10 protein-coding genes are annotated in these 12,551 nt (G+C 42.9%); all 10 read right to left on the bottom strand.

Annotated features, from left to right (window positions below):
* Positions 1 to 517: 517 nt before the first annotated feature.
* Complete coding sequence (locus KOL94_RS04380) at positions 518 to 1,480, bottom strand: ABC transporter permease (RefSeq protein WP_221564460.1); 963 nt, start codon at positions 1,478 to 1,480, stop codon at positions 518 to 520.
* Entirely contained in the window at positions 1,481 to 2,530 is a 1,050-nt protein-coding gene (locus KOL94_RS04375) for an ABC transporter permease (RefSeq protein WP_311775163.1), read from the bottom strand.
* A 6-nt stretch (positions 2,531 to 2,536) separates the two neighbouring features.
* Positions 2,537 to 4,063: an ABC transporter ATP-binding protein gene (locus KOL94_RS04370; RefSeq protein ID WP_221564458.1), complete on the bottom strand. Its 1,527-nt coding sequence runs from the start codon at positions 4,061 to 4,063 to the stop codon at positions 2,537 to 2,539.
* A gap of 244 nt (positions 4,064 to 4,307) precedes the next feature.
* On the bottom strand, positions 4,308 to 5,399 hold the full coding sequence (locus KOL94_RS04365; RefSeq protein ID WP_221564457.1) for a BMP family lipoprotein: 1,092 nt from the start codon (positions 5,397 to 5,399) through the stop codon (positions 4,308 to 4,310).
* A gap of 170 nt (positions 5,400 to 5,569) precedes the next feature.
* Positions 5,570 to 6,298 carry a GntR family transcriptional regulator gene (locus KOL94_RS04360; RefSeq protein WP_221564456.1) on the bottom strand — a complete coding sequence of 243 codons (729 nt, stop codon included), beginning with the start codon at positions 6,296 to 6,298 and terminating at the stop codon, positions 5,570 to 5,572.
* Positions 6,299 to 6,603: 305 nt separating this feature from the next.
* Complete coding sequence (locus KOL94_RS04355) at positions 6,604 to 8,967, bottom strand: DNA translocase FtsK (RefSeq protein ID WP_221564455.1); 2,364 nt, start codon at positions 8,965 to 8,967, stop codon at positions 6,604 to 6,606.
* 172 nt (positions 8,968 to 9,139) lie between these two features.
* Positions 9,140 to 9,400: a YlzJ-like family protein gene (locus KOL94_RS04350; protein WP_221564454.1), complete on the bottom strand. Its 261-nt coding sequence runs from the start codon at positions 9,398 to 9,400 to the stop codon at positions 9,140 to 9,142.
* Positions 9,397 to 10,182: a ClpP family protease gene (locus KOL94_RS04345; protein ID WP_221564453.1), complete on the bottom strand. Its 786-nt coding sequence runs from the start codon at positions 10,180 to 10,182 to the stop codon at positions 9,397 to 9,399. Before KOL94_RS04345 ends, KOL94_RS04350 begins: the two co-directional genes overlap by 4 nt.
* Positions 10,183 to 10,405: 223 nt before the next feature.
* Positions 10,406 to 11,284 carry a 4-hydroxy-tetrahydrodipicolinate synthase gene (gene dapA / locus KOL94_RS04340; RefSeq protein ID WP_221564452.1) on the bottom strand — a complete coding sequence of 293 codons (879 nt, stop codon included), beginning with the start codon at positions 11,282 to 11,284 and terminating at the stop codon, positions 10,406 to 10,408.
* Between the two features lie 27 nt (positions 11,285 to 11,311).
* Positions 11,312 to 12,538, bottom strand: coding sequence for an aspartate kinase (gene dapG, locus KOL94_RS04335; protein ID WP_221564450.1), 1,227 nt, complete (start codon positions 12,536 to 12,538; stop codon positions 11,312 to 11,314).
* Positions 12,539 to 12,551 lie beyond the last annotated feature (13 nt).

Here is a 12,551-nt window from a genome sequence, read left to right as displayed (position 1 = left end):
TCTTCAACCTCTCCTTTGCCAGGTTTTCTGTTGATAGCTTACCCCATTTTCCCCAGAAACATGAAACACTCATCATTATAATACTCTTTAATGAGATTTTCATAACAGAAGGCAAGCTAATTGTAATTGCTATACTTACACTTTTTATCTTCTAGGCAATTGTTGTTTTCTGCAAAATTCACTCCCCTTACGCGGGGAAGCGACCCGATTAGGAAAACTGACGAGTAGGCTCAAGACTTGGTTCTGCGTGGGCTCACCCATAAGGATGTCAATCAATATGTCGACCGCCGCAGAAGTTTGAAGTGACCCAAGTGACTGGTCGCTGAGTTAGACATCACTTCCCTGCATCAAACCACTTCCGCAAGGCACCTCACTTGTTCCTCGTTGCGGGGTTTCGCTTGGCTCGCTGTTCCCGCAGGAGTGTCGCGAATTTCGCTTAAAGGAAATTTTCAAACATTAACATTAAACAACCCCATAAAAAAAAGAACTCCTCATACTATGAGAAGTTCTCTATTAATTAACGTTTTCCTTTTTCGTATGGTTTTCCGATTGCTTTAGGTGCGTCTGCACGGCCTACAAAACCAGCCAGTGCAAGGATTGTCAGCACATATGGTGAAATGAGCAAAATGACGTGTGGTATTTCTTTCAGCAATGGTATTTGCTGACCTGTAATGCTTAACGACTGAGCAAACCCGAAGAACAAAGCTGCGCCTAATGCGCCAAGCGGGTGCCACTTTCCAAAGATCATAGCTGCAAGGGCCATGAATCCTTGCCCTGCAATCGTCGAGTGTGTGAAGTTCCCACTAATCGAGGTTGCGTAAACAGCACCACCAAGCCCTGCGAATGCACCACTCAGCATAACTGCAATGTAACGCATCTTCGTTACATTGATTCCCATCGTATCTGCAGCCATCGGATGCTCACCGACCGCTCGTAAACGAAGTCCAAAAGGTGTTTTAAACACGACGAACCAGACAACGAAAGCCAGAGCTACAGCTAAGAATGATGTTATATAAGCATCACCAAAAAGTAACGGGCCGATAAACGGGATGTCGGATAGTACAGGAATATCCGATTTGAAAATCCGTTCATTCAAATACGGCGTTTGACCAGCATCAAAGATTTTCTTTACTAAGAAAATCGTCAAACCAGCTGCTAAAAAATTTAAAGCTACGCCGCTGACTACCTGGTCGGCTCGGAACGAAATGCTTGCCACCGCGTGTAGCAGTGAAAAAATCGCACCGATTACGATTGCGACCAGGAAAGAGAACCAAGGTGATGCACTTCCAAATCCCCAGGTCTCACCATAGAACGTGAAAACGGCTCCGACAAAGGCTCCCATCATCATGAGCCCTTCCAAACCGATATTGACAACTCCGGATCGTTCACTGAAAACGCCACCGAGCGCAGTCAGGATCAAAGGGGCAGCAGCAAAGATGGCTGTTGGTATGATAATTTGTAATATCTGCATGAGATCCATCTAAATTTTCCCCCTTCTGTTAATCCGGTTTCGCAACCAGTAGACAAGATAGCTTGAAGCTACGAAAAAGATGATTAGTGAAATGACAATTGTAATCAATTCAGGAGGGACTTGCGCCATCGCCTGCATATTCAATGCTCCGATTTTCAGTCCTCCGAATAGAGCTGCAGCAAGAATGATTCCAATCGCACTATTCGCTCCAAGAAGCGCTACAGCAATTCCATCAAAGCCGACACCAGTAAAGGCAGCATTAATTGTCATATATTGATACGTCCCTAGACCTTCCATGGCTCCTGCAACACCAGCAAATCCACCAGAAATGCACATGGATAAGATGATATTCTTCGAAACATTGATTCCTGCATAGTCAGAAGCATGCTGGTTGAATCCGACTGCACGCAGTTCGTATCCAGTCGTCGTCTTCCATAACAAGTACCACATCAATACCGCAGCTAATATGGCTGCGATGATTCCATAGTGTAACCTCGAAAAATCCGTTATTTCTTGTAAGAACAGCGATGACAAAGAAGCTGAAGACTGGATATCTTCAGTCCGTTCTCCTGGCGCTAACAAATGAGTTCGAATGATTGCGTTCGTGACATGTAAAGCTACATAGTTCATCATGATCGTGGTAATGACTTCATGTACTCTGAATCTCGCTTTCAAAAAGCCAGGTACAAGCCCCCACAATGCCCCAGCAGCTGCTGCCGCAAGGATGGCGAGCGGAATATGGATGAAAGCAGGGACACCTTCAACAGCGATTCCAACATAGACAGAAGCGAGCCATCCTACTAATAGCTGACCTTCTACACCAATGTTAAACAACCCTGTCCTGAAAGCGAATGCGACAGCAATTCCTGATAAAATCAGCGGTGACATCTGCCTGACTGTTTCTCCGATATAATATGGATCTGTGAAGATTACACTGAACAGAGAGGAGTATGCCAGCAGTGGGTCATATCCACTTGTAACCATGATAATTCCGCCGACGAGAAGACCCAGCGCAACTGCAATGACAGGAACGCTGAGCTTGAATAGAATTTTTTGCAGTTTCACTTACTTCTCCTCCTTCATTGACTGTTTCGAACCAGCCATCAGCAAACCTAAATCTTGTTCAGTGACCTCTTCCGGATCGACGATCGCTATGATTTTTCCTTCATATATAACAGCGATTCGGTCACTAACATTCCTGATTTCTTCAAGTTCAAATGATACGAGCAATACAGCTTTATTCGCATCTCTTTCTTCAATGAGCTTGGAATGGATGAACTCGATCGCTCCGACGTCAAGTCCTCGTGTCGGCTGTGCGGCAATAAGTAGGTCCGGACTGCGATCCACTTCACGTGCGATGATCGCTTTTTGCTGATTTCCACCCGATAAAGCCCTCGCTTGCGTATATGCACTCGGCGTCCGTACATCGAACTGCTCAATCAACTGTTCTGCTTTTTTGAAAATTTCTGTTGCTTTAAGCTGTTTATATTTGGAATACGGTTTTTGATAGTAGGTTTGCAACACGATATTTTCACCGATGGAAAAATCCAGAACCAGACCGTGTTTATGACGGTCCTGCGGTATATGGCCAATCCCTGATTCAGTGACTTTGCGTGGTTTGAGATTGGTTATTTCATTACCATTCAACCGAATCTCTCCACTGTCTGCTTTTCGCAAACCTGTGATCGCTTCAATCAATTCCGACTGTCCGTTGCCATCTACACCTGCGATTCCGATGATCTCCCCTGCGCGAATCGTCAAATCCAAACCGTTAACAGCTGGTACTCCCCGAGCATCTTTCACTACAAGATCGTTTATCTCAAGAACTTCATGTTGAGGATTTCCTTTTTCTTTCTTTGTAGTGAACGATACATTACGACCAACCATCATCGAAGCTAATTCTTCGCGATTCGTATCGGCTACATCTACAGTACCGATTCCTTTACCCCTGCGGATAACCGTACAACGATCGCAGACTTCCATAATCTCCTTCAACTTATGGGTGATCAGGATGATTGATTTCCCTTCTGCAATCAGACGTTTCATGATTTGGGTCAATTCTTTTATTTCTTGGGGTGTTAACACAGCTGTCGGTTCATCAAATATCAGAATGTCCGCTCCACGATATAATGTTTTTAAAATCTCTACACGTTGTTGCATCCCGACGGAAATATCCTCGATTTTGGCATATGGATCTACACGTAATCCATATTGTCTGGATATTTCTTCGACCTTCTTTGCTGCTGATTTGATATCGACCTGTGCCCGCCGTTTCGGTTCCTGTCCAAGGACGATATTCTCAGTAACAGTAAAGTTTTCTACGAGCATAAAATGCTGATGGACCATACCAATTCCCAAATTGTTTGCGATGTTCGGATCTGTGATCTCCACCTTTTCACCGCGTACACGTATTTCACCTTTTTCAGGCTGATACAGGCCGAATAGCACGTTCATCAATGTGGACTTCCCTGCACCGTTTTCCCCTAACAATGCATGGATCTCACCCTTTTGAACCTGTAATGTTATGTTGTCATTGGCAACTATGCCAGGAAACTCTTTGCGGATGTCCCGCATTTCAATGACGTATTCCAACTGTCATCACTCCTACTATGTTGTTACGTTTGCACATACTGAACAGCATTGCTGATTCTTTCTTATATGGCTCTTAAGTGTAACAAGGGAGTCTGGTGAATATCCGACATACCATTGTTACACTCAAGAACACAAGGGTATTGATAGATGAGTCGATCCCAAAGGAATTGCAAACTGTTCAATTGCATAAATAAAGGGGTTGACTCAAAGAATTATGGGTCAACCCCTCTGTTAGAGCTATAGATTACTTTTCGTTTTTGAACGTTTCGTATTCTTCATCTGTCTTAGGTACTTCAATTTCACCTGCAACGATTTTCTCTTTATATTCTTTAACCATATTCAGTGACTCTTCTGTAACGTTATCTTCTGTTGGAGCGATACCTACTCCATTTTCTTCAAGTCCGAATTCTACGATTTTGCCACCCGGAAAGTTTCCATCTTTTGTTTGGGAAGAAACTTCAAATACGGCTGTGTCTACACGTTTTACCATTGAAGTAAGGGTTACACTTTTGTTATTTCCTTTGTCATAGATTCCTTCTTCGAATTGGTCACGGTCTACTCCGATCACCCATACGTCTTCACCGTTCTTCTTACGGTTGATTGCTTCTGTGAACACTCCTGCACCAGTTCCTCCTGCTGCATGATAAATAACGTCTACATCTTTACCATATAGTGCCGAAGCAATCGTGGCACCTTTAGCAGCGTCATTGAAATCCCCAGCATATTGAGTGAGTACTTCAGCATTCGGATTTGCAGTCAATACACCAGCAAGGAAACCATTCTCAAATTTAGAAATAAGTTCACTTTCTACTCCGCCGATGAACCCGACTTTATTCGTCTTCGTTTGCAATCCAGCTACCAATCCAACCAGGAAAGATCCTTGATGCTCTTTGAACGTAATACTTGCCACATTTTCAAGCGGATTTCCTTCTTCATCAACAGCTACGCTATCAACAAGTGCAAATTGTGCATCCTTTTGTTGTTGTGCGACTTTTTGAATGTCTTCTTGCATCAAGAAGCCGATTCCGTAAATCAAATCATAATTTTGACGGACCAAGTTGTTCAAATTCGGACGGTAGTCACTTTGCTTTTCCGACTGTAAGTATTTGTATCCTTTTTTCTCTTCGAGGTCGTTTTCATCACCAAATGCTTTAAGGCCTTCCCAAGCAGATTGGTTGAACGACTTATCATCTACTCCGCCAGTGTCTGTAACCATTGCGACTTTAAAGCCGTCCTCTTTCTTATCCCCTGATGCAGCTTCATCACTACCACAAGCAGAAAGTAATGTTCCAGCCGCTAAAACCATAGACATCAATAACCCATAACGCTTTTTCATTCCGTACATTTCCCCCTTAGTGTATTATCAAAGTTTCATAAATTTCTAAAAGCTAAGCGCTTTCAAACAACCCCCTTGACCACCTCCTTAAAAGCTATGAGAACGCTGGAACTATACCCTGTGTGTCTGAAATTCGCCGTTTATCATTTGGCGCCATTTTGAACTTCCCCTCACACCCGACGTCTGACAACGTGGAAATCAAACTTATCCGCCCTAAAGTAATTCACCGAATACAAGACAGGAACATCATTCTGATCATAATGCATTTGCTTCAATACGAGCAGGGATGATTCTGGTGGACATTCCAGTACGTCTGATACCCTGTCGTGAAATCCTAAAGGTTCGATATGAGTGACCGCATACAATACTCGGCTATTAGACTCTTTTTCTAGCAAATTGAACAGTGATTCTTCCTCCATCGATTTGTAATTGGATGGCATCAATTTGGCAGGGACATGATCAAGACAATATATGACAGGTTGTCCATCTGCCGTCCTAACACGTTCCACTACTACAAGTTCATCAGGAGCTTCAAGGTTGAACCGCTGGATTTCCTCGTCCATCGCTTCTCTTGTATCTGATGATAAGAATATTGTGCCTGGTTTCTGTCCACCTCGTTCAATCATCTCAGTGAGACTGAAGAGCTCTTCAATACCAGATGAGAAAACTGGACGAGTACGTACAAAAGTACCTACACCATGCCTTCTGACGACGATATTCTCATCTTCCAGTATCCGCAGCGCTTCTCTAAGTGTTGCGCGGCTGATACCTAACAGCTTCGATAATTCAAACTCGCTCGGAAGTCTTTCCCCTTCCTGATAGACCCCAGATTCAATATCTTTCTTTAATCGATCTATTACTTGTAAATATAATAGACGATGGTCCGTTTTAATGGTCACACGTCTTCACCCCAAGTATATTGCATTCTATTCTGTTTATTTAACAATATTCGACAATACTATATCATTTTTACATCAATAAATAAATACTATTTTTACATTATATATAAAAACGTTACGATAATGTTTCAATTCTGACATGCTACTTGTTGATTCATATGTGTTTATCATGACATTTCCATTTATTTCTTTTTCGGTTTTTTTCTTTTGGTCGATTTCCGATAAATACATGCGGATAAATGGGCTCCATAATGAAAAGTGCCTGACACTTCGGAATTCAGAGTGTCAGACACTTGACATTTTCTTTAACTGGATGAAGCATCCTGATCTATACTTGAAATGAGAACCTCCCTCGGTTTACTTCCTTCATATGGACCGACAATGCCTCTTGCTTCCATTGCATCAATAAGTCTTGCAGCTCTTGTGTACCCAATACGGAAACGCCTTTGAAGCATGGAAACTGACGCTGTTTGCATATCGACAATCAAATTCACTGCATCATCAAAAAGTTCATCCTCTACTTCTTCAACCTTCTGATCAGGTTCATCGGTCGGGATCATTTCTTCCTGATACTTCGCTTTTTGCTGTCCAATGACGAAATCGACTATTTGTTGCACTTCTTCATCAGATAAAAATGCACCTTGTACACGTGTCGGTTTGTTTGAGCCGATTGGGAAGTAAAGCATGTCACCTTTCCCCAGAAGTTTTTCAGCCCCTCCCATGTCGAGTATCGTTCGGGAATCCGTTGAAGATGAGACGCTGAATGCAATCCTTGATGGAATGTTCGCTTTGATGACACCTGTGATGACATCAACTGAAGGTCTTTGTGTCGCGATGATCAAGTGAATTCCAGCAGCACGTGCCATCTGAGCCAGCCTAGTAATCGCATCCTCAACGTCACCCGAAGCGACCATCATCAGATCAGCGAGTTCATCTACGATGACGACGATATATGGCAGTAAAGCCTGCTTAGCATCAGATTCCTCATTTTGTTTTTTGATTACGTTGTTATACCCTTCAATGTTCCTTGTTCCGCTATGTGAAAACAATTCATATCGACGTTCCATCTCATTGACGACCCGTTTCAATGCTTGTGCAGCTTTTTTCGGCTCAGTCACAACTGGAGCAAGCAGATGAGGAATGCCGTTATAGACATTCAACTCAACCATTTTCGGATCGATCATCATCATTTTCACTTCATGCGGCTTCGCTTTCAACAAAATACTTGTTATGATTCCGTTCACACATACACTTTTACCACTACCTGTTGCACCTGCGATTAACAAGTGAGGCATTTTGCTCAAGTCAGCGAGTATCGGTTCACCGGAAATATCACGACCTAAACCAATACTAAGCTTTGCATTTAAATCGTTGCGTTTCGTATCCACGACTTCTCTCAATGAGACCATCGAAACTTCCTGATTCGGTACTTCGATACCGATTGCCGATCTTCCTGGAATTGGCGCTTCAATACGCAGATCTTTTGCTGCAAGGGCCAATGCGAGGTCGTCTGTCAAATTCACGATTTTACTTACCTTCACTCCAATTGCCGGCTGTACTTCATATTTTGTGACAGCAGGACCCAAATGGACTTTGACTACCTTCGCTTTTACCCCGAAGCTTTCAAACGTTCGTTCAAGCTTTCTCGTGTTTTCCGATACATGTTGTCTTTCCCGGTGTTGGCCGGACTTAACTGGTCTGCTCAGCAAATCATAAGGAGGAAGCTCATAGGATTCATTCTCCACCTCAGCGACGGAAAATCCAGACGTGACTTCGCCAGAATCTATACTCGAATCGCTGGCAGGTTGGGATGATTTAGTGTTTTCTTTTTTAGCATGATCCTTTTGCAGTTCCTTTTGTTTCAACTCTTCGAACTCGAATGCTTCCTGATAGCTGTTTTCAGTGAAATCTTCAATAATCGGTTCAGAGTAGGTTTCCTCTCCAAATTCTTTTTGATCATCGGCTTCTTTTTTATCCTTGGTTGTCCGTTTACCCCTCGTTTTCCGTTCCTTCTTACGTGCTTCTTGCTTCTGTTCCCGCTTGCTCTGAAAATGATCCTTCCAATCACTATATGTATTCATGATGAAGTTCTTTAATGGTACTAAGACTTTAGCGAGAATATCATTCATGGACAATCCTGTGATAAGTAAAATCGCGATGATCCACATGAAGAAGATAATGACCTGTGTCCCTTCTGGCGCAAACAAGACATAAGTGAACGCGAAACCAAAAGCTCCGATCATACCACCACCTAAATCGTATGTTCCTGGATCAGATCCCTGGTAGCGCAAAAACAATTCCCAAGTATTCTGGATGACAGAAGGATTTTCCCATTCGCCATTACGGGATAACAGGTCGAAAAGCTTAACATGGCTTTGCAATAATAACCCGAGGACAAACAAGTATACACCGCTTAACCGGCGTGTAAAAAAGTTGGGCCATGTCCGCTTCCAAATGATATAGATGGAGAGGATAAAGACTCCTAATAGCAAGATTCCATACCATTCCCCGCCTAATAAACGGAACAATCCAGCAGAAATATTCCCCACCTTGCCGAATTCCGCAGCTGCAATCAATGTCATTGCCAGCAATAGAAGGCCGAAAACTTCAAAAGACAGCTGCGATTTCCAACCTGACGACTTTTTATTCTTTTTTTTCCTTTTTGCCATTTTTTCACCTCTCATGCGATTTACTCTGTCTGGATGTATGTATTTGGTGATTTACTTATGTATTGCAAAAGGGCTGACCCTGGTAAAGCGGGACTGTGTTAACACTTCAATGACTGGATACCGTGTTAAACGAGTCGGACACTTAAGGGTCAACCCACTATAAGTAGTGTTATTATATCATACTGGAATTCTGGGAACTAGATGGACTTTGATCATAGTTGTAGCTCTTCTTTAAAATCGTGCCTGGCTGCAAATTCGGATCAAGATAGTGGTTAGGATCCGTACTTAAGAGATTCACAATCCTGCATTGATTTCCATCTAGATGCTCCACCGTCATCGAAACCCCATTCATTTCGATCATAGCGTGTTTTTCATAATCTTCATTTGCTGTATTGAAGACAAGTTCATTGGGCATCGATGTATATAAAATCATTGGACCAGATCCTGTTCTTCAGGATTTTCGGGTTTTTCAGCTTTTATAAGCTCATTCAATTTCCTCATTGCTTTTCCAAGGCCTCCAACTTCATCAATCAACCCATAAGCCACTGCATCGTCTCCTACTACATTCGTTCCGATATCACGCGTAAGATTTCCTTTCGATAACATCAATTCTTTGAACTTCTCTTCTGCAATATTCGAGTGCCTCAAGACAAAACTGATTACCCTTTCCTGCATTTTATCCAGATATTCGAATGTTTGGGGCACACCGATCACTAATCCAGTCAGACGGACAGGATGGATCGTCATCGTAGCTGTTTCGGCAATGAAAGAATGATCCCCTGCCACAGCGATTGGAACACCAATTGAGTGACCACCGCCAAGGACAAGGCAAACTTTCGGTTTTGATAAAGAGGCAATCATTTCCGCAATGGCCAACCCTGCTTCCACATCTCCCCCCACAGTATTGAGGATTACTAGTAGACCTTCGATTTTCGGGTTCTGTTCTATTGCTACAATTTGAGGGATCATATGTTCATATTTAGTCGTCTTATTATTCGGCGGCAGCTGGACATGACCCTCGATTTGCCCGACAATCGTCATGCAATGGATATTGGATTGCTCCATTTGTGGTACATTCGTCTGTCCCATTTGTTGGATTTTATTGATCAGTGACGAGGAGTTTTCCTTGTCCTGATCTTGTTTATTCGGTTTTTGAGGTTGAGTTGGTTGAGTGGGTGAGACTTCTTCGTTTTTAGCATTCTTCTGCTCGTTCATGGCGGACTCCTTTCACAACAATTACTTTCCCTTTAGTATTGTCTTATTCGGAATCATTCTATCCATCATGAAACGAGAACTTCTTATCATACGTTTTATTAAAGTTCATTATGGACAAATGACCGATAAATTACGTATTTGCTCCGTTAATTTTTTAGTTCGCACCGTTAAGGCAAAATAAAGAAAAAAGCTGACCACTAATGGCCAGCCTCTTCTATAAGTTTTAAACGGTATGATAATTGTTTAACAAGGATGTCAATCGGACGCGCTCTTGTTCCGACAATGGAACCAAAGGAAGTCTTACGCCTCCAACATCAACACCGGAGATTTGCAATGCCGTTTTGACCGGTGTCGGGCTAGGGGCAGCGAACATTTCTTTCATGATCGGCAAAAGCTTACCATGTAATGTAGCAGCTTCTTTACTATTTCCAGACTGGAAAGCAGCAATCATTTTTTGCATATCATTTCCTATTACATGAGAAGCTACAGAAACGATTCCGTTTCCGCCAATAGCCATTACAGGTAACGTAAGGCCGTCATCCCCGCTGTATAATGCAAAATCATCACTTGTTTTTGAAATGATTTCTGTTATCTGATCCAAATCACCGCTGGCTTCCTTTACACAAACGATGTTTTCGATTTCAGACAACCGTACGATGGTATCGACTGACATGTTAATCACAGATCTACCTGGAATGTTATATAACATGATTGGCAGCGATGTGGATTCTGCGATTGTTTTAAAATGTAAGTAAAGGCCTTGCTGGTTCGGTTTATTGTAGTATGGGGATACGAGCATGATCCCGTCTACACCGGCTTCTTCAGCCTGTTTTGTAAGTTCAATCGAAGCGTGTGTGTTGTTGCTTCCAGTCCCCGCGATGACAGGGATACGTTTTCCGACGACTTTTACTACATGCTTGAAGAGAGCTACCTTCTCTTCTTTTGTCAAGGTAGGGGATTCACCAGTCGTCCCGGCAAGCACCAGTCCATCCGATCCGTTCTTAATTAAATATTCGACCAATTTAGTAGTTCGTGTGAAATCGATGTTTCCTTTATGGTCAAATGGCGTGACCATAGCGGTCAATACTTTTCCAAAGTCCATCTTACTTTACTCCTCCTTAATACTGCATCAGATATGATCGCCTTGCTCAAGCTTGAACACTTGATGGAGCGCATTGACAGCGTTGATCATATCCTCTTCCCTTACAAGCACCCAAATCGTCGTATGAGAGTCAGCCGATTGCAAGATATTGATACCTTTCTCTGAGAGTGCACCGACTATCTTCGCTGTTACCCCAGGCACACCTGCGATTCCTGCACCTACAGCAGATACTTTTGCACAATTCCGTTGGATATCTGCTTCATAGCCCAACTCATTCAAAACGTTTACCGCATCATCCGTTAAAGCTGAGTTGATCGTGTAGATCACTCCACGCGGACTGATATTTATGAAGTCAACACTGATTTGCTCCTCGGCCATTGCTTTGAATATCTTCGATTGGAAATCATAATCTCCATCAGGAGCATGGACCTTGATTTGAGTAACGTTCGATACATGGGCGATCCCAGTGATCAAGCGATCTTCGATATCTCTTCCCCCTCCACCGCCAGCTGCGGAAGTAACCAGTGTACCTTCATGATCTGAATATGTGGAACGGATCCTGATCGGCACTTTTGCTTGCATCGCGATTTCTACTGCTCTAGGATGAATGACTTTTGCACCTTGATAGGCCATGTTACATATTTCATTATATGTGACGACATTAAGGGGGCGTGCATTTTCTACGATACGAGGGTCTGCAGTCATCACCCCTTCCACGTCAGTGAAAATATCGATGACTTCAGCATTCAATGCAGCGCCTAGTGCTGCTGCAGAGGTGTCACTGCCACCTCTTCCAAGAGTAGTCACATTTCCATCACTCGACTGACCCTGAAATCCGGCTACTACCACGACATCCATTTCTTCAAGTGTATGGATGATATTTTTACAATCCATCTCCACGATCTTCGCATTTGTATGCTCAGTATTCGTTTTAAAGCCTGCTTTTGCACCAGTAAAAGCCAATGAGCGAATGTGCTTCTGCTTAAGTAAGTTGGAGAAGATGACAGATGAAATAACCTCTCCACAAGACATGAGAAGGTCAATTTCCTTTGGACTGATGGAAGTAGGATTTCCGGTTATCAAGCTTAATAACGTGTCTGTCGCATAAGGATCGCCTTTACGTCCCATAGCTGAAACGACGACAACGACTTTTTTCCCCTCATTAACAGCATTGTATACGTGTTGTACGGCGCGATTACGTCCATCATCTGATTTTAGAGATGTTCCGCCGAATTTTTGCACGACGATATTCATTGATGCACCTCTC

Source organism: Alkalihalobacillus sp. TS-13 (assembly GCF_019720915.1).
In the GTDB taxonomy this organism is placed as follows: domain Bacteria; phylum Bacillota; class Bacilli; order Bacillales; family Fictibacillaceae; genus Pseudalkalibacillus.
This window is presented reverse-complemented; position numbering and strand designations above follow the sequence as displayed.

Excerpts from the sequence above, each read along its gene's own strand:
- KOL94_RS04380 (WP_221564460.1), bottom strand. The coding sequence starts at position 1,480 with ATGGATCTCATGCAGATATTACAAATTATCATACCAACAGCCATCTTT.
- KOL94_RS04365 (WP_221564457.1), bottom strand. The coding sequence starts at position 5,399 with ATGAAAAAGCGTTATGGGTTATTGATGTCTATGGTTTTAGCGGCTGGA.
- KOL94_RS04355 (WP_221564455.1), bottom strand. The coding sequence starts at position 8,967 with ATGGCAAAAAGGAAAAAAAAGAATAAAAAGTCGTCAGGTTGGAAATCG.
- KOL94_RS04350 (WP_221564454.1), bottom strand. The coding sequence starts at position 9,400 with ATGATTTTATATACATCGATGCCCAATGAACTTGTCTTCAATACAGCA.
- KOL94_RS04345 (WP_221564453.1), bottom strand. The coding sequence starts at position 10,182 with ATGAACGAGCAGAAGAATGCTAAAAACGAAGAAGTCTCACCCACTCAA.
- dapA (WP_221564452.1), bottom strand. The coding sequence starts at position 11,284 with ATGGACTTTGGAAAAGTATTGACCGCTATGGTCACGCCATTTGACCAT.
- dapG (WP_221564450.1), bottom strand. The coding sequence starts at position 12,538 with ATGAATATCGTCGTGCAAAAATTCGGCGGAACATCTCTAAAATCAGAT.